Annotated in this window: 18 protein-coding genes; 11 read left to right on the forward strand and 7 right to left on the reverse strand. The window is 73.0% G+C overall.

The window, feature by feature from the left end:
* Nucleotides 1-66 precede the first annotated feature (66 nt).
* Nucleotides 67-714: a PadR family transcriptional regulator gene (locus OHB01_RS37320; protein ID WP_142645420.1), complete on the forward strand. Its 648-nt coding sequence runs from the start codon at nt 67-69 to the stop codon at nt 712-714.
* 138 nt (nt 715-852) lie between these two features.
* Complete coding sequence (locus tag OHB01_RS37325) at nt 853-2,040, forward strand: FAD-dependent oxidoreductase (protein WP_147942384.1); 1,188 nt, start codon at nt 853-855, stop codon at nt 2,038-2,040.
* A 192-nt stretch (nt 2,041-2,232) separates the two neighbouring features.
* On the opposite strand, the gene OHB01_RS37330 is transcribed toward OHB01_RS37325, so the two are convergent.
* Nucleotides 2,233-2,919, reverse strand: coding sequence for an SRPBCC family protein (locus OHB01_RS37330; RefSeq protein ID WP_142645422.1), 687 nt, complete (start codon nt 2,917-2,919; stop codon nt 2,233-2,235).
* Between the two features lie 509 nt (nt 2,920-3,428).
* Here OHB01_RS37330 and OHB01_RS37335 point away from each other — a divergent pair.
* Genes OHB01_RS37335 through OHB01_RS37350 form a run of 4 tightly spaced genes read left to right on the forward strand, consistent with a single transcriptional unit; the run spans nt 3,429 to nt 6,522 of the window.
* Nucleotides 3,429-4,892 (forward strand): cytochrome ubiquinol oxidase subunit I, encoded by a 1,464-nt coding sequence (locus OHB01_RS37335; protein ID WP_328854637.1) that lies wholly within the window; start codon nt 3,429-3,431, stop codon nt 4,890-4,892.
* Between the two features lie 11 nt (nt 4,893-4,903).
* Entirely contained in the window at nt 4,904-5,815 is a 912-nt protein-coding gene (gene cydB, locus OHB01_RS37340; protein WP_142645424.1) for a cytochrome d ubiquinol oxidase subunit II, read from the forward strand.
* 57 nt (nt 5,816-5,872) lie between these two features.
* Nucleotides 5,873-6,133, forward strand: coding sequence for a type II toxin-antitoxin system VapB family antitoxin (locus tag OHB01_RS37345; RefSeq protein WP_147942388.1), 261 nt, complete (start codon nt 5,873-5,875; stop codon nt 6,131-6,133).
* A complete protein-coding gene (locus OHB01_RS37350; RefSeq protein ID WP_142645426.1) occupies nt 6,130-6,522 on the forward strand; it encodes a type II toxin-antitoxin system VapC family toxin in 393 nt (130 codons plus the stop codon). Before OHB01_RS37345 ends, OHB01_RS37350 begins: the two co-directional genes overlap by 4 nt.
* A 5-nt stretch (nt 6,523-6,527) precedes the next feature.
* Here the strand turns inward: OHB01_RS37350 and cutA are convergent, their stop codons facing one another.
* The 6 genes from cutA to OHB01_RS37380 all read right to left on the reverse strand — a co-directional run bounded on the left by cutA (nt 6,528) and on the right by OHB01_RS37380 (nt 13,638).
* Nucleotides 6,528-8,912, reverse strand: a complete 2,385-nt coding sequence (cutA, locus tag OHB01_RS37355) for an aerobic carbon-monoxide dehydrogenase large subunit (protein ID WP_142645427.1) — start codon at nt 8,910-8,912, stop codon at nt 6,528-6,530.
* Complete coding sequence (locus OHB01_RS37360; RefSeq protein ID WP_142645428.1) at nt 8,909-9,397, reverse strand: (2Fe-2S)-binding protein; 489 nt, start codon at nt 9,395-9,397, stop codon at nt 8,909-8,911. The genes cutA and OHB01_RS37360 overlap by 4 nt, the downstream gene beginning before the upstream one ends.
* Entirely contained in the window at nt 9,394-10,269 is an 876-nt protein-coding gene (locus tag OHB01_RS37365) for an FAD binding domain-containing protein (RefSeq protein WP_328854638.1), read from the reverse strand. Before OHB01_RS37365 ends, OHB01_RS37360 begins: the two co-directional genes overlap by 4 nt.
* Before the next feature lie 27 nt (nt 10,270-10,296).
* Nucleotides 10,297-11,679: a uracil-xanthine permease family protein gene (locus OHB01_RS37370; RefSeq protein WP_142645430.1), complete on the reverse strand. Its 1,383-nt coding sequence runs from the start codon at nt 11,677-11,679 to the stop codon at nt 10,297-10,299.
* Nucleotides 11,680-11,823: 144 nt separating this feature from the next.
* Entirely contained in the window at nt 11,824-12,051 is a 228-nt protein-coding gene (locus OHB01_RS37375) for an RNA-binding S4 domain-containing protein (protein ID WP_167538717.1), read from the reverse strand.
* A 9-nt stretch (nt 12,052-12,060) separates the two neighbouring features.
* Nucleotides 12,061-13,638 (reverse strand): PucR family transcriptional regulator, encoded by a 1,578-nt coding sequence (locus OHB01_RS37380; protein ID WP_142645557.1) that lies wholly within the window; start codon nt 13,636-13,638, stop codon nt 12,061-12,063.
* A 483-nt stretch (nt 13,639-14,121) separates the two neighbouring features.
* On the opposite strand from OHB01_RS37380, the gene OHB01_RS37385 reads away from it, so the two are divergent.
* The 5 genes from OHB01_RS37385 to OHB01_RS37405 all read left to right on the forward strand — a co-directional run bounded on the left by OHB01_RS37385 (nt 14,122) and on the right by OHB01_RS37405 (nt 22,846).
* Complete coding sequence (locus tag OHB01_RS37385; protein WP_260617079.1) at nt 14,122-15,027, forward strand: DUF2877 domain-containing protein; 906 nt, start codon at nt 14,122-14,124, stop codon at nt 15,025-15,027.
* Nucleotides 15,024-16,445 (forward strand): FdrA family protein, encoded by a 1,422-nt coding sequence (locus tag OHB01_RS37390; RefSeq protein WP_328854639.1) that lies wholly within the window; start codon nt 15,024-15,026, stop codon nt 16,443-16,445. The genes OHB01_RS37385 and OHB01_RS37390 overlap by 4 nt, the downstream gene beginning before the upstream one ends.
* A gap of 34 nt (nt 16,446-16,479) precedes the next feature.
* A complete protein-coding gene (locus OHB01_RS37395) occupies nt 16,480-17,865 on the forward strand; it encodes a DUF1116 domain-containing protein (protein ID WP_328854640.1) in 1,386 nt (461 codons plus the stop codon).
* 173 nt (nt 17,866-18,038) lie between these two features.
* A complete protein-coding gene (locus tag OHB01_RS37400; RefSeq protein WP_261985646.1) occupies nt 18,039-20,162 on the forward strand; it encodes a serine/threonine-protein kinase in 2,124 nt (707 codons plus the stop codon).
* A 614-nt stretch (nt 20,163-20,776) separates the two neighbouring features.
* Nucleotides 20,777-22,846 carry a serine/threonine-protein kinase gene (locus tag OHB01_RS37405; RefSeq protein ID WP_328854641.1) on the forward strand — a complete coding sequence of 690 codons (2,070 nt, stop codon included), beginning with the start codon at nt 20,777-20,779 and terminating at the stop codon, nt 22,844-22,846.
* Nucleotides 22,847-22,855: the final 9 nt, after the last annotated feature.

Below are 22,855 nucleotides of genomic sequence, written 5' to 3' on the forward strand. Positions count from 1 at the left end.
CTTGCGACCCGCGTACTCGCATCCGTATATTCGTGTGCGAGTAAACGGACAAGAGGGTGATCGTCCATGGCGAAGCGGCGCAAGGTGGCGAACCTGCTGGCGCTGGCGGTGCTCTCCGCGCTCGCGCACCGGCCGATGCATCCGTACGAGATGGCGGCGGCCCTGCGCGGCTGGAACAAAGAGCACGACATGGGGATCAAGTGGGGATCCCTGTACACGGTCGTCGGAAACCTGGCCAAGCACGGGCTGATCGAGGAACTGGAGAGCGGCCGCCAGGGGCGCCGCCCGGAGCGGACCGTTTACCGGATCACCGAGGCGGGCCGGGAGGAGCTGGTCGACTGGACCCGGGAACTGCTCGGCGTCCCCCAGATGGAGTTCCCGCGCTTCCGCGCCGGGCTGTCGGTCATGGCCGTGCTCCCCCCGGACGACGTGGCCGGGCTGCTCACCGACCGGCTCTCGGCGATCAGGAGGGGGATCGCCGAGCTGGAGGAGTTCCATGAACGTGACGACCTGCAGGTGCCGCGTCTGTTCCTCATCGAGACGGAGTACGACCTGGCGATGCTCAGGGCGGAAGAGCGCTGGGTCGCGGCCCTGCTCGACGAGCTGACCTCCGGCACGTTCCCCGGCCTGGCGGAGTGGCGGGGCTTCCACGAGGCCGGCGGGCTGTCAGCGGAGATGAAGGAGCTCGCGGAAGAGAAGATCACTGACCTTTAGTCCTGGTGGCGGTGCTGCAACACCGCCACCAGGCAGACCTTCGAACCGGCATGTGGTGGCCCGAAGATGCAGCGAATCGAGGATAACGGGTCTCCTCCCATGGCGGTTCGGCGTGCACGTCAATCGACAGGAGGAGAAATGAAGCACGTCGCGATCATCGGCGGTGGCATCGCCGGCCCGGTCACCGCGCTGGCGCTGCGCAGGGCGGGCATGGACGTCACCATCTACGAGGCCTATCCGACCAGCGCCGACGAGGCAGGCGGATCACTCGGCCTCGCCCCCAACGGCCTGGCGGCGCTGGAGATCGTCGGTGTGGCCGGCGCGGTGCGGGCGGCCGCGCAGCCCGTCACGCGCTCGGTCATGTCGCTCGCCGGCCGCACGCGCCTGGAGCTGCCCAGCCTGTCCGAGGTCGGACCGATGCACATGGTCCGGCGCGCCGACATCTACCGGGCGCTGCGCGACCAGCTCGTGAAGCAGGGCGTCGCGGTCGAGTACGGCAGACGGCTCACCGGGGTCGAGGGCACCACGGCGATCTTCGCCGACGGCGGCCGGGCCGGGTTCGACGTCCTGGTCGGCGCCGACGGCGTCCACTCCACCGTCCGCCGGCTCATCGACCCGCACGCGCCCGGCCCGAAGTGGACCGGGATGATCGGCGTGGAGGGCGTCTCGACGTACGAGGTGCCCGAGGATCCGGAGACGACGGTCTTCGCCTTCGGCAGGCGCGGCTACTACCTCTACTGGCGCAACGCCGCGGGCGGCACCACCTGGGGCGTCAACCTGCCCTACGACCGGCCCCTGTCCCTCGCCCAGGCCCGCGAGGTGCCGCGCGAGGAGTGGATGCGCACCCTGCGGAAGACGTACGGCGACGACGTGCCCGGTGGTGACCTCATCCGGCACACCCCGGTGACGTCGATGCTGGTGACGGGGGCGCTCTACATCATGCCCAGCGTGCCGCGCTGGCACCGCGACCGGATGGTCCTGGTCGGCGACGCCGCCCACGCGCCGTCGAACAGCTCGGGGCAGGGCGCGTCGCTCGCGATCGAGAGCGCCGTCCAGCTCGCCCGCTGCCTGCGGGACATCGAGGACGTGCCGCGGGCGTTCGCCACGTACGAGCGGCTCCGCCGCAGCCGGGTGGAGAAGGTGGCGGCGCGCACCGCCAAGATCAACCATGCCAAGACACCGGGCCCGGTCATGCGGAGGCTGATTCCGCTTCTCATGCCGCTGATGCTGAAGACGGTCATGAATCCGGACAAGACCGTGGGCCCGGAGCAGCGCTACCGCATCGACTGGGACGCGCCCGCCGCCGTCGCCTCCCCGGTCCGCTGACCACGCTCGCCCAGGTTGCCGCGGGTGAAAACTTTCCCGGCTCGGTGTGCGGCGACCACACCGCACCCCGGCGGGAAAGCCCTCGACACCTCTGCGTCGTCGGGGAGGGCGGGAGCATCCGCCGCGCGGCCGAACGCTTCCAGGTCTGCCACACCACCGCGGCTCGCGGCGTCCGCCCTTGCCCGCGGCGGCCTACCCGCGGCGGCTCCGGCGGCCGAGGAGCCAGCCGATGACGGCGCTGCCGAGCGCCACCCCGGCGCCGGTGCCGAACGCCGCGAGCATCGTCCAGGCCGGCACGCCCTGGCGACGCGCCGCCGGGGCGGCCTCGCGCGTGAACACGCGTGGCGCGGCCTCCCCTGTCACGGCCGCCGGCACCACCGCACGCTCGTCACCGGCCGCCGCTCCCGGCCCCGCCGCGACGACGGCCGTGCCTGCGACGGGGACCGACAGCAGGTGCCGCTCGACGGCGGAGAAGAACTCCCCCGCGGTCTTCTTCGCGACCGAGGCGAGCATCCGCTGCCCCACGCCGCCGATCATGCCGCCGACGACGGCGTCGGCGTCGTAGTCGACCCGGGTGCCGCCCTCGGCGTCGCTGAGCCGTACGGCCACGGTCGCCTCGACCGTGCCGGGCGCGCCCTGACCGCGCGCGCCGAGCGTGAACCGGTCGGGCTCCTCCTGGTCGCGCAGCGCCACCTCGCCCTGGTAGACGCCCTTGATCGAGGCGACCCCCGCCGTCACCGTCATCGCGTACACGTTCTCGCCGATCGTCTCCAGGCGCTCGCAACCGGGGATCGTCCTGACCAGGACGCCGGGGTCCTGGAGGGCGTCCCAGACCCGCTTGCGCTCCACCGCGACCAGCGCGCTGCCTGAGACCTTCATGCGCCCACCTCCGATGCCGAGCACCCTAGAGAATCACCGGTTCGGCGAGAACGGCAAGATCTGCCCCGGCACGGCGTCGTGCTCGTGCAGAGTTCACATGCCCGGCGGCGCGGCCGGCTATCGGCCGTTCTCCGCCGTCGCCGCGCAGAAGTGCCCCGGCGCGTACGCCCGTCCACCGATGCCGGCCCCCGCATGGTCAACCGCGCGGCGTACGGGGGAATCACCCGCACGACGGACGCGGCACTTGCCCTCGTTCGCCCATCCTTGATCGCGCGCCTCCCCAGGAGGCGCTCCCGGCGGTCCGGGACCGTCAGTCCCCGGCGACCGGGACGATCCGGCCGGCATGGCCGGCATGGCCGGCACTGCAGGCGACGGGGACACCGCGAACGGGGCGGGACTTCGCCCGGCTGTGACGAAGATCGCACACCGCGGAACCCTATTGCTCTACAGCTTGTAGTACTACTGAACATAGAACTACAAGCTGTAGAGCTCTCTGGCGTGAGGGAGACATGGACGCGCTTGACCTGGCACGGTGGCAGTTCGGGGTCACCACCGTCTACCACTTTCTCTTCGTACCTCTGACGATCGGGCTGGGCGTCTACGTCGCCGGGCTCCAGACCGCCTGGCTGCGGACGGGCAAGGAGCACTACCTCAGGCTCACGAAGTTCTTCGGCAAGCTCTTCCTGATCAACTTCGCCATGGGCGTGGTCACCGGCATCGTCCAGGAGTTCCAGTTCGGGATGAACTGGAGCGAATACTCGACCTTCGTCGGCGACGTGTTCGGCGCGCCGCTGGCGCTGGAGGCGCTGCTCGCGTTCTTCCTGGAGTCGACGTTCCTCGGCCTGTGGATCTTCGGCTGGGACCGGCTGCCCAAGCGCGTCCATCTCGCCTGCCTGTGGGCCGCCGTCATCGGCTCCAACCTGTCGGCGTACTTCATCCTCGCGGCCAACGCCTGGATGAAGCACCCGGTCGGCTACGAGGTCGTGGACGGCAGGGCCAGGATGACCGACCTGTGGGCGGTGCTGACCAACTCGACTGCCCTCGCCCAGGTGCCGCACGTCGTCGCCGGCTCGTTCGTCGTGGCGGGCGGGTTCGTCATCTCCGTCGCGGGCTACCGCATCCTGCGCGAGCGCGGCCTGCGCGTGCTGCCCGGCCGCCGGAGCGCCCAGGCCGTCCAGAACGCGACCGTGCCGATGCGCCGCGTCCCGGACATGTGGCGTACGAGCCTGCGCGCCGCGCTCGTCATGACGGCGATCGCGGGGGCGGTCGTCGCCGGCACCGGCGACCTGTCCGGCCGGTTGCTGCACGAGCAGCAGCCGATGAAGCTCGCCGCGGCGGAGGGCCTGCGCCACGACACCGCCGGGGCGCCGTTCTCGATCGTGCCCGGCGTCGAGGTGCCCGGGCTGCTCAGCCTGCTCTCCGCGCACGACCCCGGCGCGACCGTCCAGGGCGTCGACGACATCCAGGCGCGCTATGCGAAGGCCTTCGGACCGGCCGACTACGTCCCGAACCTGCCGGTCGTGTTCTGGTCGTTCCGCGTGATGATCGTCTTCGGCATGACCACGGTCGGCCTGTCGGTGCTCGGCCTGTGGCTGACCCGGCGGCGCCGGCGCGGCGGAACGGCGAAGCCGGTGCCCGGCTGGTTCGCCCGCCTGTGCGTTCTGGCGCTCCCGCTGCCCATCGTCGCGATCATCTCGGGCTGGCTGCTCAGCGAGATCGGCCGCCAGCCGTGGACCGTCCAGGGCGAGCTCATGACGGCCGCGAGCGTGTCGCCCGGCGTCTCGCTCGGCGAGGTCGCGATCACCCTGGCGGTCTTCACGGTCCTGTACGGCGTGCTGGCGCTGGCCGAGGGCGTGCTGCTGGTGCGGCACGTCAAGGCGGGCCCGGAGCTGCCGCCGGTCGAGAACGCGCCCTCGGGCACCGTTCCCACCCGGCCCGACGAGGCGCGGCTCACGCCGACGCTCATGTACTGAGGAGCCACGAGATGACGACCTTCTGGTTCATCGTGATCGCGTTCCTCTGGACGGGTTACTTCGTCCTGGAGGGGTTCGACTTCGGCGTGGGGGCGCTGCTGCCGCTGCTGTCGCGGTCGGAGGCCGACCGCAGGCAGGTGCTCGGCACCATCGGGCCGGTCTGGGACGGCAACGAGGTGTGGCTGATCACCGCGATCGGGGCGATGTTCGCCGCCTTCCCCGCCTGGTATTCGGGCCTGCTCAGCAGCTTCTACCTGCCGGTCTTCCTCGTCATCACCGGCCTGATCCTCCGTGGGGTGGGCCTGGAGTGGCGGGGCAAGGTCCACTCCCGGCGCGAGGTCGCGCTGTGCGACGCCGGGATCGTCACCGGTAGCGTGCTCCCGGCGTTCCTGTGGGGCGCGATCTTCGGCAACCTGCTGTTCGGCACGGCGCTGGCGACCATGCTGGGCGGGGCCCTGTCGCTGTCGGTGGCCGTGCTGCACGGCGCGGTGTTCGTGGCGCTCAAGACGACCGGCGGGGTCCGCGCCCGCGCCCGGCGCGCCGCGCTGCTCGCGGCCGCCGGCGCGCTGCCGGTCGCGCTCGCCGTGCTGCCGTCCGTGCCCGGCATGGGGCCGATGTGGACGCTCGGCACGGCCCTGCTCGCCGCCGCGGCGCTGGCGGCCGGGGTGACGCTGGTGTGGGGCCGCCGGGAGGGCTGGGCCTTCGTCGCGACCGCGACGGCGATCGCCGCCACGACCGCCACCGTCTTCGGCGTGCTGTGGTCCGCTCCCCTGCCCGGGCTCACGCTGGCCGAGGCGGCCTCGGCGCCGTACACGCTGACCGTCCTCACCTGGATCGGCCTGTTCGCCCTGCCGGGCGTCATCGCCTACCAGGCCTGGACCTACTGGGTCTTCCGCAAGCGCCTCACGGCCCAAGTCTCCTGATCCAGGAACGGCAGAAAGGGTAGAGTCCTAAGGTAGACAGGGTAGAAAGGGGCGGCCATGAGCTTGAACATCAAGAATCCCGAGGCCGAGCGATTGGCGGCCGAGATCGGGGCGCTCACTGGCGAGAGCAAGACCGCCGCCGTCATTTCCGCCCTGCGGGAGAGGCACGAGCGGCTGCTCGCCAAGCTTCGGCAGACCGAGGACGCCGCGATGGCAGACGACATCCTCGCCCTTGCCGCGAGGATCCGCTCGCGAGTGGGTGGGGTCGAGCTGTCAAGCGACTTCCTCTACGACCCTGAGACCGGGCTTCCGTCGTGATCATCGACACGAGCGCGATCATCGCGATCATCAACGGAGAGCCGGACGCCGTCGACCTGGCCAGAGCCATCAGAGACGCGCCGACGCGACGGATCTCGGCGGGGACCTACGTCGAGCTGGCCGCGGTGGTCGAGCGTGCGCGTGACCCTGCTGCGTCACGGCTCCTGGACGACCTTCTCGCCCGGATGAGGGCGCAGATCATGCCGGTCACGCCTGAGCAGGCCCGGACCGCGCGCCGGGCCTACTGGGACTACGGCAGGGGGAGCGGTCACAAAGCGGGACTGAACTTCGGCGACTGCTTCTCCTACGCGCTCGCGAGAGAGTGCGGGGAACCACTCCTGTTCAAGGGTGACGACTTCGTTCACACGGACGTGACTCCGGCGCTCTGACGGGGTCAGCGGTCGTGGCGCAGGGTGTAGAGGTCGGAGGGGGAGATGGGCATCCGGGTGATCGTGATGCCCTCGGCGTCCTCGACCGCGGAGGCGATGACGGCCGAGACGGGGATGACCCCGGCCTCCCCCGCGCCCTTGATGCCGAGCGGGTTCAGCGGCGAGGGCGTCTCCAGGTGGGCCGTCTCGATGCGCGGCACCTCGGTGGCGTAGGGCATCAGGAAGTCCATGAACGAGGCGTTCAGCAGCTGGCCGTGCTCGTCGTAGGCCATCTTCTCGTAGAGCGCGCCGCCGACGCCCTGGGCGACCCCGCCGTGGATCTGGCCCTCGACGATCATCGGGTTGATCAGCCTGCCGCAGTCGTGGACGACGGCGTACCGCAGGATCCTGATCTCGGCGGTGTCGGGGTCGGTCTCCACGATGGCCGCGTGCATGCCGGCCGCGAAGGTGGACCTGATCGGCGAGTAGTAGTCCCGGCCCTCCAGCCCCGGCTCCTCGCCCTCGGCCACCGGCGGCCGGTCGTCGGAGGCGGGACCGGCGAACTGCGTGGCCCGTCTGGCCTCCTCGTCGAAGGCGTAGCGCAGCGGGTTGGACAGCACGGCGACGGTCGCCAGCGGGATCGACGCCGACGGCACGCCGGCGACGTGGACCATCCCGTCGGTGATCTCCAGGTCGCGCGGGTCGGCCTCCAGCGCCTCGGCGGCGATCCGCAGTGCCTTCTCCCTGACCTTCCGGCAGGCGAGCGCGATCGCGTTGCCGCTCATCACTGCCGCCCGTGAGGCGAAGGTGCCCACGGCGTACCCGAAACGCCGGGTGTCGCCGGTGACGACCGACACCTTCTCGATGGGCACCCCGAGCTCGGCGGCCGCGATCTGCGCGAACACGGTCTCGTGCCCCTGCCCCTGCGAGGTCAGCCCGGTCGAGACGTGCACCCGGCCGTCGGAGGTGACCTGCACGTGCCCGCCCTCGTACGGCCCGACGCCGGTGCCCTCGACGTAGCAGCCGACGCCGATGCCGATCCGGCGGCCCTCGGCCGCCGCGCGGGCCTTCTCCTCGGGGAAGGAGTCCCAGCCGATCAGCTCCTTGAGCAGGCGCAGCGCCTCGGGATAGTCGCCGCTGTCGTAGATCAGCGGCCGTCCGTCCTGGAACGTCAGGCCCTGGTCGTACGGGAACTCGTCCGGCTGGATGAAGTTGGCCGCGCGGACCTCGGTGCGGTCCCTGCCGAGATGGGCGGCGATGCGGTCCATCGTCCGCTCCATGCAGTACACGCCCTGCGGGCGGCCCGCACCCCGATAAGGCGTGACCTGGACGGTGTTGGTGTAGATCGAGGAGAACTCGACCCGGTAGGCCCCCACCTTGTACGGCCCGAGCAGCTGCGTGGAGGTGATGATCGGCACGATGATCCCGTACGGCGTGTACGCGCCGTGGTCGTGCAGGATCTCGACGTCCAGCCCGAGGACGCGCCCCTCGTCGTCGAACCCGACCCGCACGTGCTGGACCTGGCCGCGCTCGTGGGAGGAGGAGATGAAGTGCTCACGCCGGTCCTCGGTCCACTTGACCTCACGGCCGAGCAGCCGGGCGGCCCACGGCACGAGGACCTCCTCCGGCCACGGATGGACGATCTTGACGCCGAACCCGCCGCCGACGTCGGGCGCGATCACCTCCACCTTGGGCAGCGGCAGCCCGAGCTTGGCCGCGATCGCCATCCGCACGCTCGTGGACGTCTGGGTGGAGGTGTAGACGCGCAGCGACTCGTCGTCGGCGTCCCATCGGGCGTACACGCCCCTCCCCTCCAGGGGCATGCTCGCGCTGCGCTCGATGTCGAGGCGGAACTCCAGCGTGTGCGGGGCGGCGTCGATCGCCTCGCGCGCGGTCACGCCGCCCGGTCCCGCCACCTCCTGCACGAGGTGCGCGCCGACGTTGCCCGGCACGTCCTCGTGCACGAGATGGACCCCGCGCACGGCCTCCTCGATGCCGACGACCGGCTTGAGGATCTCGTAGTCGACCCGGATCAGGGCGCAGGCGTCCTCGGCGAGGTAGCGATCGCGGGCGACGACCATCACGACCGGCTCGCCGACGTGCCGCACGATCTCCCTGGCCAGCGGGTACGCCGTACGGCCGTGGGTGAGCGCGGGATGCGGGATCAGCAGCGGCAGCGGCTCGGCCAGCGCGCCCGGCAGGTCCTCCCACGTGTAGATCGCGACCAGTCCCTCGACGTCGACGGCGTCCGACACGTCGATGTCGAGGATCCGCGCGTGGGCGTGCGGCGACCTGACGAAGGCGGCGGCCAGCGCGCCCTCGCCCAGGTCGTCGAGGTAGCGCCCCCGCCCGGTGATCAGCCGGTCGTCCTCGCGCCGCCGGACCGGCTCGCCGAACAGCTTCGTCGTCACCGGCCCTCCTCCGCCTGCAGCTCGGCGGCGCGGTGGACCGCCTTGAGGATGTTCTGGTAGCCGGTGCACCGGCACAGGTTGCCCGCCACGGCCTCCAGCGCCTCCTCCTCGGTGGGCACGGGGTTGTCGCGCAGGAACGCGGTGACCGTGCACAGGAACCCCGGGGTGCAGAACCCGCACTGCAGGGCGTGACACTCGCTGAAGGCCCGCTGCACCGGCGACGGCTCGCCGTCGCGCGCCAGCCCCTCCACCGTCGTGATCTCGTGGCCGTCCGCCGTGACGGCGAACGTCAGGCACGACCGCACCGGCTCTCCGTCGAGCAGCACCGTGCAGGCGCCGCAGACGCCGTGCTCGCAGCCCACGTGGGTGCCGGTGAGGCCGAGGTCGTGGCGCAGGCAGTCGGACAGCAGCCGCCGCCCCGGCACCGTCGCCTCCCGCACGACGCCGTTGACCGTCAGCGTCACGTGATGGCGTGTCTCGTTCACGATTCCTCCCCGCGGGCCGCGAAGGCCGCGTCCCGCAGCGCCCGTGCGGCGAGCACCCCGGTGAGGTGCCGCCGGTAGTCAGCCGTCGCGTGGATGTCGCCCTCCGGATCGACCCGGTCCCGTACGGCTCCCGCCACCGCCTCCCAGTCGGCCCCGGCGGCCGGGCCAGGGCCGCACGCCGGGGTCACGTCCACGACGACGGGGACCGGTCCCACGCTCACGCAGGCGACACGGGCGGCGGCGACGCGCAGGTCCTCGCCGAGCGTGACGGCGGCGGCCACCCCGGCCACCGCGTAGTCGCCGTGCCGCCGGGCCACCTCGTGGAAGGCAGTGCCCGACCGCGGGGGCAGCGCAGGGAAGAACGCCGACACGGCCAGCTCACCGGGCCGCACCGCCGACTCCATCGGGCCGGTGAAGAACTCCGCGGCCGGCACCTCCCGCTCCCCGTCCCGGCTCGCCAGCCGTACGGACCCGCCGAGCAGCGCGAGCACGGCGGGCATCTCGGCGGCGGGGTCGGCGTGCACGAGGCTGCCCACCACCGTGCCGCGGTTGCGGATCACGGGATGGGCGACCAGCCGCAGCGCCTGCCGCAGCAGCGGCAGCACGGCGGCGGCCTGCGGCGAGCGCTCCACGGCGGCGTGCCGGGCCAGGGCCCCGACGCGTACGCCCACAGGCCCGGCCTCGATCCCGTCCAGGCCGGGCACGCGGTTGACGTCGACGATGTGGGCGGGCGCGGCCAGGCGCATGTTGAGCAGCGGGATCAGGCTCTGGCCGCCCGCCAGCACCTTCCCGCCGGGCCCGGCCTCGGCGAGGACGTCGAGCGCCTCGCCGAGGGTGACCGGGCCGTGGTAGTCGAACGGAGGCGGTTTCACCGCGATCGCACCCGCGGCGCGGGCCGCTCAGACCGCCGGGTCGCGTTCGAGCCCGATCTCCCCACCCGTGACCTCCTTCGCTCGTCTGCTCGCGATGGCGCGGAGCAGGTGATAGCCGGCGAGCACCACGATCGTGCCGAGCGCGATCCCGGCGAGCGAGAAGTCGCCGGTGATCTGGTGGGTGACCGGCCCGATCGCGAGGATGATGCCCGCACCGATCGGCACCATGTTGACCGGATCGGCGAAGTCCACGCGGTTCTCCACCCAGATCTTCGCGCCGAGCAATCCGATCATGCCGTACAGGATGACCGTGACGCCGCCGAGCACGCCGCCGGGCGTGGCGGCGACCAGCGCGCCGAACTTGGGGCACAGGCCGAACAGGATCGCGATGATCGCGGCGATGTAGTAGGCGGCCGTCGAGTAGACCCGGGTGGCCGCCATGACGCCGATGTTCTCGGCGTACGTCGTGGTGGGCGAGCCGCCGACGGCGGTCGCGACCGCGGTGCCGACGCCGTCGGCGATGATCGCCTTGCCCATCTGGGGGTCGACGTCCGCGCCGGTCATCTGGCCCACGGCCTTGACGTGGCCGACGTTCTCCGCGATCAGGGCGATCACGGCGGGCAGCACCACCAGCACGGCCGACGCCTGGAACGACGGCGCGTGGAAGTGCGGCAGCCCGATCCAGTCGGCGTCGGCGACGGCCTGGAAGCTCACCCGGGGATGGGTGTCGATCTTCCCGGTGCCCGCGTTGTAGGCGGTGATGTTCCCGAAGACCTTGTCGGCGAGCCACGACACGACGAACCCGAAGACCAGCCCGAGCAGCACGCCGATCCGGCCGAGGAAGCCGCGGAACAGCACGATGAACACGAAGGTCGCGACCATCGTGATCAGCGCGATCCACGGGTCCTGCGGCCAGTAGACGTCGGCCACGACGTACGCCAGGCCGAAGCCGATCAGCATGACCACGGCGCCGGTCACGACCGGCGGGAAGATCCGGTGGATGATCTGCACGCCGAGCACGTGGATCGCCACGCCGCACAGGGCGAGCACCAGGCCGGCGACGAGGATCGCGCCGGTCACCACCTGGTCGGCCCCCGGGGTGTCGCCGCCGAACGCCGCCCGCACCGCCACCACGCCGCCGACGAACGACGCCGACGTGCCCAGGTAGCTGGGGATCCGCCCCTGGGTGAAGAGCAGGAACAGGATCGTCGCGACACCCGACATCATCACGGCCGTGTTCGGGTCCAGCCCCATCACGAGGGGGAAGACGAAGGTCGCGCCGAACATGGCGATCACGTGCTGGGCGCCGATGCCGACCATGCGCGGCCAGCTCAGCCTCTCATCGGGCTTGACGACCTCCCCGGGAGCCAGCCCTTTCCCGTTGCCGTGCACCGTCCATCTGAAAGCCATATACGCCCCTCTTGCTCACCGGGCCGTGGGCCGGTCGGCCACCCCGCAGGCGTCCCTCCGCGGCGTTCACCGTTTGGGGCACTGTAGGACTGGTATGCGCGACAGACATGGGCATGATCTGCCAAACCGGTGAGCTCCCGGGCGTCACACCACGCGGATCGTGTATCCCTCGCCGGTGACGACCTGGCCCGCCCGGATTTTGCAGGCCTTACGCAGCTCCACGCGCCCGTCGACGCGCACCCGGCCCTCCGCGACGAGGTGCTTGGCCGCGCCGCCGCTGTCGGTGATCTGGCAGAACTTGAGGAGATCGCAGAGCGGGATGTAGTCGCCGTCCAGCTCGAAGGTGATCGCTGGGGCCTTCGCGTCGTTCACGCCGCCAGCCTAGATGCCCCTCATGCGCAGCACGTGCAGGGCCAGGGTGAGGTTGAGCCGCAGATGGGCGTCTTCGGTGAAGTTGCCCAGCATGCGCTCCAGCTTCCCGATCCGGTAGCGCAGGGTGTTGTAGTGGAAGTGCAGGCGGCGCGCGGTCTCCGCGACGTTCAGGTTCGTCTCCAGCAGCGCCTGCAGGGTGCGCCGCAGGTCGGCGTTCTCCGCGTCGTCGTCCCCGGCCAGCGGGCCGAGGGTCTCGCGGACGAAGGCGTGCAGCTCGTCGGTGTCGTTCACCAGCGACAGCAGCCGGTAGACCCCCAGCTCGTCGAAGTGGGCGACCGCGCCGGCCCCGTGGAGCTGCCGGCCCACCCTGGCGGCCTTCAGCGCCTGGCCGTACGCGCCGGGCAGGGAGTCCACGCCGGAGGCGACCCGGCTGAGGCCGGTCGAGAAGGTGCCCTCGGAGACGGCGGCGAGCGCGTCCCTGGCCACCTTCGCCGGGTCGGCCGCCGCCCCGACGATCGCCACCACCTCGTGGGAGAAGCCGGCGACCGCGCCGCGCGGGTCGTGCTTGCGCACCGCCGCCTGCCACGCCGCCAGCATGCGGTCCTGCACCGGGCGCTCCTCGGCGTCCGGGTCGATCTCGGCGACCAGCACGCTCACCGGGCGCTCCAGGTCCCAGCCGAACGCCTGGGCTCGCTCGGCCACCCGCAGCCCGCCCCTGCCCGTGAGGACGTCGCGCAGGAAGTCGGCGCGATATTTGCTCTCGACGGCGGTGACCGCCTCCTGCTTGGTGATCACCAGCGCGGCGACGGTCGCGGCGCGCTCCAGGATGTTGATGTCGCTGGGGGTCAGCGTGCCGTTGGCGCTGTAGGCCGCGATCCTCCCGTGGTGATGGCCGCCCGCGACGACGGGCACCGCCGCGTAGTGACCATCGCCGCCCGGGGGCGGGGCCGACGGCGTCCGCGCGAGCGCCGCGTTGATCTCCCGCAGCCGCGCCACCTGCGCCGAATCGCCCGCGGCCGCGAGGAGATGCCCAGCGGCGTCGGTCGCCCCCACCGCCACCTGCAGCAGCCCGGCCACCTCCGCCGTGACCTCCCGCATCCCGCCCCCGGCCAGCACGATCTGCACGAGCGCCCGATGCGCCTCCTCCGTACGGGCGAGGATCGCCGCCTGGCGGTTGAGGATGTCGGTGAGCACCTGGTTGAGGATGTCGTCGAAACCCACGTCGTTGGGCAGCAGGATCAGCGGGAAGCCCAGCCGGTCGGCCTGCTCGACCATCTCCCCCGGCAGCTCGTCCAGGTAACGGCCCAGCTTGATCGCCAGCGCGGCCAGGCCGCGCTCGTCCAGGTCGGCCACGAGCCGGTCGAGCGACTGCGGCGTGTTGCGCAGCGGGTAGCCCGTGGTGAGCAGCAGCTCGTGCGGCTTCACCCAGGCGAGGATGTCGGGCACCTCCATCACGTTGAGGCGCTGCACGATGCGGCCGAGGCCGCCCCGCCCGGCGATCAGGCGGGCGTCCGCCAGCGTCGAGACCCCGAGCACCTCGCCCACCGACACGCCGTGGAGGATCGTCCCCGTGCTCGCCAGGCGCATGGCGGGCGGGGCCGGGTCGTTCTGCAATGCCGTCTCCGCAAGTGCCGTCAACGGGGTCGCACGTTCTGTGACCATGGGTCGCTCACCCCTCCTCGCTCGCTACGCGGGCCGCTCGTACCTCACGGACCACTCCGCTCGCTGCGTCGGGTTCGCTCGTGCTTATGGCTCGCTCACCCCTCCTCGCTCGCTACGCGGGCCGCTCGTACCTCACGGACCACTCCGCTCGCTGCGTCGGGTTCGCTCGTGCTTATGGCTCGCTCACCCCTCCTCGCTCGCTACGCGGGCCGCTCGTACCTCACGGACCACTCCGCTCGCTGCGTCGGGTTCGCTCGCGATCACGGGTTGCGGACCTCTCAGGGCGATTGTGCACGACGGCGGTCCTGGCAGGAAGAGCCAAGCATTCGGCCGACTGTTGGCATCTTTCTCCGTACGGAGGGGGGAGAGCGAGGCTTAGCGTCGGCAACGACTGCTTCGGGAGGTCCGGTGAGTGTTGGCACGCGCCCGAGAGGGCGGCGGGCGACGACGCCCGCGTCCCGCCCCCCGGCGGCCCCCACCTTCATGAGCGGCGCCGCGAGCGTCGCCGTGCGGCCCGCGCTTGAGGCGCCCCGCCGCCCGGCCAGAGTGCTCGCGGTCTTCCCCCTCGCGCTCTACCTGGAGATCAGGAGCGAGTCAGAACCGCACGTGATCGCCGTGGTGACGGGCGAGGCCACCCGCCTGCCCAACGCCGTGCTGCTCCCCGAACGCCTCGACGGGGTGTCGGCGGGCGACGACGCCTGGGTCGGCGAGGGCTCCGTCGAGGTCGGCGGCGTGTCGATCTGCGTGCGCCGCTGGTGGGACCCCGCTCCCCCGCTCGGCCCCGCCGATCCCGTACGGCTCGCGCCCGCCCTCGGCCTGCTCGCCCGCACCCGCGCCGCCTCGCCCCGGCGGCCGGGACTGGACCCGGACGGCGCCCCGGCGCTGCTCGACCACGGCTGCCGGGCCGGTTCGCTCGTGGAGAGCATCACCGCGGCCGAACGGCTGATCGGCCTCGGCCCGGGGCTGACGCCGAGCGGAGACGACATGCTCGCCGGGCTGCTGGTCGCGCTGCGGCACCTCGGCGCGGCGGCGGGCGTGCCGCGCGCGGTGTGGCTGGCCGACTGGCTCGCCGCCGCGGTCACCTACGACGCGCGCACGAGGACCACGTCCATCTCGGCCACGCTGCTGCACTGCGCCGCGAGGGGCGAGGCGAGCCCGGAGGTCGTCGGGGTGCTGCGCGCCGTGGCCGGGCGCCAGCCGCTCGAACCCGCCGTGCACCGCCTGCTCCGCCTCGGCCACACCTCGGGAGCCGACCTGGCGTGGGGAGTGCAGATCGGCCTGTCCGCCGTCCTCGCTCATCGGGAGGGCCGTTGAACGACCTGGTCGAGGTGCGTCCGGGGGTCTACCGCGACTCCGTGACGCTGATGCGGGTGAGCCGGGCGCTCACCGAACGGCCCGGAGTGTCCGTCGCCGTCGTCGCGATGGCGACCGAGCTCAACGTGGACCTGGCCCGCGATCTCGGTTTCGCGGTGCCGCCCGCGACGCCCGGCGACCTGCTGGTGGCGGTCCGGGCCGGTTCGCCGGCGGAGCTGGAGGACGCCTCCGCCGAGCTGGAGCGGCAGCTCGCCGCGCGGGAGCAGCCGGGCGGCACGCCGCGAGGCGAGGCCCCGCCGCGCACCACCTGGTCGGCGGCGCGTGCCTTCGAGGCGAGTCTGGTGCTGGTGAGCGTGCCGGGCGAGCACGCCTTCGCCGAGGCGCTCGACGCCGTGGAGGCCGGGCTCTCGGTGATGATCTTCAGTGACAACGTGCCCGTGGAGCAGGAGATCCTGCTCAAGGACCGGGCGCGGGCCAGGGGCGTGCTGGTGATGGGCCCGGACTGCGGCACCGCGGTCGTGGGCGGGGCCGGCCTCGGCTTCGCCAACGTCCTGCGCCCCGGGAACGTCGGCGTCGTGGCCGCCTCGGGGACCGGCGCCCAGCAGGTGACGAGCCTGCTCGACCTCGCCGGCGTCGGCGTCTCCCACGTGCTCGGCGTGGGCGGCAGGGACCTGTCCGCCGAGGTGGGCGGGCGTTCGGCGATGCAGGCGCTGCGCGCCCTCGACGACGACCCTGCGACCGAGCTGATCGTGCTGGTCTCCAAGCCCCCCGCCCCCGAGGTGGCCCGTGCCGTACGCGACCTCGACCTGGCGACGCCAGTCGTCGCCGCGCTGCTCGGGCCGGGGCAGGACGACCTGACCACCGCCGCCGAGAAGGTGCTGCGTGCCCTCGGCCGCGACGTGCCCGAGTGGCCTTCCTGGCCCGCACCCGTACGCCAGGCGGACGCGACCGCCGGGACGAGCGGCGCCGAGCGGCAGGCGGCGTCACGCGGCGGCGCGGCGGACCGCCGGGCACTGCGGGGGCTCTACGCCGGCGGCACGCTGTGCGCGGAGGCGGCCCTCGTGGCGGGCACCGGCGAGTTCACCGACTTCGGCGACGACGCCTACACCCGGGGCCGCGCCCATCCCATGATCGACCCGGCGCTGCGCCTTGAGGCGCTGCGCGGCGTCGCCTCCGGCGTCGTGCTGATGGACGTCGTGCTCGGGCACGGCGCCGACCCCGACCCGGCCGCCTGGCTCGCGCCCGCGATCTGCGACGCGGTCGCCAGGGGCGTGGACGTGGTCGTGGCCGTCGTCGGCACCGACGGCGACCCGCAGGGGCTGCGCGCCCAGGCCGCCCGGCTGAACGAGGCCGGGGCGGCGGTCTTCACCTCCAACGCCGCGGCCGCCCGGCACGCCCGTCTCCTCGCGGGCGGGTGACGGGCGTGTCCGCGCCGACCCGGATCGGAGCCCGATGACCCTCTCCATGCTGTACGGCGAGCCGCGCGTCATCACCGTCGGCGCGCAGGTGCTGGGCGAGGCGCTGGACCGGCAGGCCGTGCCGCGCCGGGAGGTCGACTGGCGGCCTCCGCTGCCGGGCACCTCGGCGGCCCTCGCGCGGGTGCTGGCCGATCCCCGGCGTGAGAGCGCCAACGCGACCGCCGTCGGCAGGATGCTGTCGGCACGGCCCATGCTGACCGGCGTACGCCCAGCGCGCGAGGTCCTCGGCCTGGCGGCCGGGGAGTTCTTCCACGCCGGTCCGCCGATCACCTGGGAGCGCGCCTCCGGCCCGATGCGGGGGGCGCTCGTCGGGGCGATGCTGTTCGAGGGCCTGGCGGCCACCCCCGAGGAGGCGGAGGAACGCCTGGCCTCGGGCGCGGGGATCACCCTCGACTCCTGCCACCACCACCGCGCGGTCGGCCCGATGGCGGGGCTGGTCAGCCCGTCCATGTGGATGCTGGAGGTCGCCGACGCCGAGCACGGCGGCACGGCCTACTGCTCGCTCAACGAGGGGCTGGGCAAGGTCCTGCGCTACGGCGCGTACGGGCCCGAGGTGATCGACCGGCTGCGCTGGATGGGCGAGGTCCTCGGGCCGGTGCTCGCGGCGGCGCTGGAGCGGTGCGGCCCTCTCGACCTGCGCACGCTCATCGCGCAGGCGCTCCAGATGGGCGACGAGCTGCACAACCGCAACCGCGCCGCGACGTCCCTGCTGGTGCGCGAGATCGCGCCCGCGATCGTGGAGGCGGCCCCGGACCACGCGGCCGAGGTGCTGCGATTCATCAATGGCAATGATCATTTCTTCCTGAACGCGGGAATGGCGGCGGCGAAAGTCAGCGCCGACGCGGCGCGCGACGTGCCCGGATCGAGCCTGGTCGTGGCGATGGCCCGCAATGGCACCGATTTCGGAATACAGGTGTCGGGGCTGGGCGACCGGTGGTTCACCGGCCCCGCCGGCGTGCCCGACGGCCTCTACCTCGGCGGGTACGGCCCGGACGACGCCAACCCCGACATCGGCGACTCCACCATCACCGAGACGACCGGCCTGGGCGGCTTCGCGATGGCGGCGGCCCCGGCGATCGTCCGCTTCGTCGGCGGCGAGGTGTCCGACGCCGTGGCGGCCACGACGTCGATGTACGAGATCACCCTGGCCGAGCACCCGGCGTACCAGATCCCGGGGCTGGGCTTCCGCGGCACGCCCGTGGGCATCGACGTCGCGCTCGTGGCCAGGACCGGCCTGCTGCCCGTCGTGAACACCGGCATCGCGGGCAGGATCGCCGGAACGGGGCAGGTCGGCGCGGGTCTGGTCAGCCCGCCGGCCGAGGCGTTCACGGCCGCGCTCGACGCGCTGTGCGGTGTGTGAATTCCCAACGACCGTCATCAGACCGTAATATCGTCGTCAACCTCAGATATCCGATGCAATTCGCACGGTCCGTTCGGAAGATCTTGCGGAACGAGCGTGAATTGGGGACCTAATCTATGACGACAGATCGCCTGCTCGGTATGGTCCCCCCTATGCCAGAGGGTCACGGACCTGTGGGTCGCGTCCCCGCGGGAGGCGCCCCCGAAGGGCAGGGACGTCTCGTCGGCCGGCGCTATCGGCTGCTGTCCCCGGTGGGCCGCGGCGGCATGGGGATGGTGTGGCACGCCCATGACGTGCTGCTCGACCGGGACGTCGCGGTCAAGGAGCTGCTCCTGCCGTTCGGGCTCGACAACGCCGGCGCGCAGGCCGCCCACCGCCGCATGCTGCGCGAGGCGCGCTCGGCCGCCCGGCTCAGCCATCCCGGCATCGTCACCGTCCACGACGTCGTCGAGGAGGACGGGCGTCCCTGGATCGTGATGGAGCTCGTCCGCGCCTGGTCCCTGGAGCAGGCCGTACGGCAGAGCGGGCCGCTGCCGGTCGTGCAGGCCGCCGAGATCGGCATCCGGGTGCTCGACGCGCTGCGGCACGCCCACGCGGCCGGCATCCTCCACCGGGACGTGAAGCCCGGCAACGTGCTGCTCACCGCCGACCGCGTGGTGCTCACCGACTTCGGCATCGCCGCCATCGAGGGCGACGTCACGATCACCCAGACCGGGCTGCTCATGGGCTCGCCCGCCTACATCCCGCCGGAGCGCCTGCAGGGCCGCCCGATCACCCACGCCGCCGACCTGTGGTCCTTCGGCGCGACGCTGTACGCCGCCGTGGAGGGCCGCCCGCCCTACGAGGGGCCGGACGCGGTCGCCGTGCTCGGCGCGGTGCTGACGCAGGAGCCCAACCGGCCGCGCCGGGCGGGCGCGCTGCTGCCGGTCATCGAGGGCCTGCTGCGCAAGAACCCGGCCGACCGCCTTCCGGCCGCGCAGGTCGCGGAGATGCTGGAGCGGGTGCTGCACAGCCACGGCGCCGGGCTGCCGGGCCGGGCGGGCACGCCGACGTCGGTGCCGACCCCGCAGGACTCCACCCCCGCCGGGCTGCTGCCGCCGCTCGACATCCCCTCGGGGCCGCTGCCCTCGCGCATCATCGAGACCCCCTCGGGCCCGGTCCGCGTGCCGCTCACGGCGGAGAGCCTCCCCGGGGGCGCGGCCGTCCCGCCCGGCGCCGCACCCCGTCCGGCCGAGCCCCACGCAGGGGAGCCGCGGCCGGACGGCCCCGCGTACGAGCCGCCGGGCGCGTTCGGGCCCGTGAACGCCTTCGGGCAGCCCCCCGCTTTCGACACGGGCTTCGACCCGCTGGCGTCCCCCTCGGGCTCGACACACGCGCCGGAGCGGCCGAAGGAGGCCATGTGGCCGACGCCCGCGCCGGGCGACATGCCCGGCGACCTGGGCGGTGCGCCGTGGCCGCAGCACCGGACCGGGCCGCACGCGGCACCCCACCAGACGGGACCGCACGCGGCGCCGCAGCAGGCCACCGGACCACAGAGCGTCTCGTCGCCCGGTCTCTCGTCGCCCGGTGCCACGTCTCACGGTGACTTCGGGCCGATCGAGGACGCCACGGGTCCGCACAACCCCCGGGCGGGGCGCAGGCGCAAGGAACAGGCCGACGAGGTCGCCCAGGGCGAGGGCCGGTCGAAGCTGCTGCTCGTCGTCGCCGCCGTGGCCGTGGTCGCGGTGATCGCCGGGATCGTGTTCGTGCTGCTGCCGAGCGGCCCGGACGAGGCCGTGGTCTCCCAGCAGGACGGCAGGTCCGGCCACACCCTCGCGCCCCCCGACTCCAACACGCCGACCGCGCGCCCCCTGTCGGCCGTACGCGTGCCCGAGGGCTACCACCTGGTGACCGAGGGCGGGGTGTCGCTCGCGGTGCCGGAGGATTGGAGCACCACGGTCGACGACGGCGTCGTCAGGCTCACGGGCCCGAAGGACAGCGGGCAGAGCATCACGATCAAGAGGATCCCCGACGGCAGCCTGGCGGCGCTGCAGTCCGCCGAGCAGAACCTGGACATCAAGGGCTTCACCGACTACACGCAGGTCCAGCTTCGCAAGGTGGGGGACTACCGCTACCCGGCGGCCGACTGGGAGTACACCTACACCAACAACAGCGAGGTCACCGTCCACGCGGTCATCCGCTATCTGGAGGCGGGCGACCGCGCCTACGCGATCATGTTCGCCTCGCCCGACTTCGACTGGAACGAGTCGGCCGCGCCCGTACGGAAGGCCCTCTGGAGCACCTTCCGCCCCGCCTGACGCCGGAACCCGGCGCCAAGGGTCCGACGCCGGATCTGCTGTCGGACCCTTGGCGCCGAGACCTGCTGGAACTTCGGTGGGGGGCCTGTGCCAGGGCCTGGCGCCGGCACGTGATGCGGGGACCACGGCGGTGTCGGCGACGCGCCGCCGTGGCGCTCCCGGTGCTCCTCCCCGCTTTGGGAGGCGTCGGCCGCGCGCGCCGACTGCCTTCCTCACCGCCTCGGGGGCATCTGCCCACCCTCTTCGCGGCCTCGGGGTCCCGGCCGCGACGCCCCGCCTGCTGCGCCGGGGGCGTCCGGCCTCCACGGTGCAGATGGTGCAGGTCACGGCCGCCCGCGCGGGTCCTGCGGTGACTATGTCGGTGCGGTTCCCCTTGTCACTCAGCGTCGGCGTAGCGGGTGACGGCGGGTGACGGCCACCGCCTCCTCAGGAAGCGGACCGTAGTCTCGGGGAACAGCGGCCGGGTCACCTCGCCGGCCGCGTGACCGGCGGCCTCGCGGACCTCGCTCGCCACGTCGAGCGGGCAGTGCGGCGTCGCCCTGCCACACGTTCCCGCGCTTTTGGCGAGAATGGCCTGATCGATGACGCATGATCCCGGATCCGAAGGAGTGCCGGTGCGGACCTTCGAAACGCTGCGGGAAGACGATCCGCAGCAGGTGGGGCCATTCCGCATCGAGGCACGCCTGGGTGAGGGCGGGATGGGCCGCGTGTATTTCGGGCGCTCGCGGAGCGGGCGGGCCGTCGCGGTGAAGGTCGTGCGGCCCGAGCTGGCCGGCGACGCGGACTTCCGCCGCAGGTTCGACCGCGAGATCGCCACGGCCCGCAAGGTCAACGGCTTCTTCACGGCCGGCGTGGTCGACGCCGACCCACAGGGGTCGCCGCCATGGCTGGCCACCGCGTACGTGCCCGGACTGTCGTTGGAAGACGCCGTGGACGAGCACGGGCCCTGGCCGGAGGAGTCCGTTCTGGCCCTGGCCGCGGGGCTGGCCGAGGCCCTGGAGTCGATCCACGCGGCCGGGGTCGTCCACCGCGACCTCAAGCCGTCGAACGTGCTGCTGGCCGACGACGGCCCCCGGGTCATCGACTTCGGCATCTCCCTGGCCGCCGAGGGCGGCTCGCTGACGAAGACCGGCATCACCATGGGATCCCCCGGGTTCATGTCCCCGGAGCAGCTCAAGGGCACCCGGGTCGGACCGGCGAGCGACGTGTTCTGCCTGGGGCTGGTGCTCGCGTTCGCCGCGACGGGCAGCGGACCGTTCGGGCAGGGGTCCTGGCAGGGGCTGTGGTATCGGATCGTGCACGAAGAGCCCGCCCTCGATGGGCTGCCGCCCGCGGTCCGGCCTCTGGTCGCGCGGTGCCTGGCCAAGGAACCCGAGGAGCGGCCGACCGTGTCGGCCGTGCTGAACGAGCTCGCCGGCAGCGGCCGTGACTTCGCCTCGCCCATTCAGCAGGGCCGGTGGCTCCCCCCGGACGTGGCGCAGGCGGTGCGTACGCGCGTCGCCCCGGCCGTCGCCCCGACCCGCACCTTGACCACGTCCTCGGAGACGCCGCGCTCGCCGCTGTTCGACGGACCCGGCGCGGCAGCACCCGGACCAGCGACGCCCGCCGGACCCGGCGCGGCAGCGTACGGCCCAGGACCCGGCCCGATGGCGCACGGCCCACGAACACCGGACGAACCCCGCGCGGCGGCGCATGGCGCGGTCGCCCCCGGCCCAGGAACGCCCGGCGGACCCGGCGCGGCAGCACCCCGCGTGGTGATCAACGGCCCAGGGATGCTCGACGGACCCGGCGCGGCTGCGTACGGCCCAGGGATGCTCGACGGACCTCGCCGAGGGATGCCCGGCCCGGGGACGCCGAGGGGCCCGGAAACGCCTGGGGCGCCGGAAACGCCTGGGGTGCCGGGGACGCCGCATCCGCACATGGCCGGCCCGCTCGGAGGTCCCCGCGCGGGCGGCGGGTCGGCTCCGCCGGTGAACGCGCCCGGTCCGCAGGCGGCCTTTCCGGCACCGGGCCCTCCGTATTCGCGCCCGGCCCCCTACCCCGCGGGAGCCACTCCCCACCCGGCGGGACCCGTCCCCCACCCGGCGGGAGCCGCTCCCTACTCGGCGCGCCGCCCGGCGCAGCCGTACGCGCCGCAGGTGCCTCCCGCGCCGGGACCACGGCGGCCGAGGCGATACCCCGCCTGGTTGCGGCGGACCACGCGTGCCTGGCTGGTCCTCTGCGTGCTCCTCGTGGCCGTCGCCGCCGTGTGCGAGGTCGGCATGGGCATCTCCGCCACGCCGAGGAGGATCTCCTCCGACGGTTCGGCGTTGACCGTCACGCTGAATCCCACGCTGAAGCCGGCGATCTATGTCTCCGACGCGTCGCCCGATCCGCGCTGCCGGGTCGAGAACGGCAGCGGGCGCAACGTCAGGCTCGTCCGCCCGGCGGCGAGCTACCGGCCGTTCACCACGAGCGACACCAAGTGGCGGCTGCTCTACGAGATCCGCCCGCCGAAGGCGGGCAGCTACACGGTGACGTGCTCCGGCGACGACACCGTGTTCGGCGTCGGAGCCGCGCCCTCCCCCGGCACCCGGGGCATCTCCGCCGCCGCCGTGGCGCTCCTGGTGCTCCTCGCCGTCTTCGGAGCTCCGACCCTGCTGGTGGTCGCTCTCATCACCAGGAAGCGACGTCCGGCCTCCTGAGCCGGAGCC

Source organism: Microbispora hainanensis (assembly GCF_036186745.1).
GTDB lineage: Bacteria > Actinomycetota > Actinomycetes > Streptosporangiales > Streptosporangiaceae > Microbispora.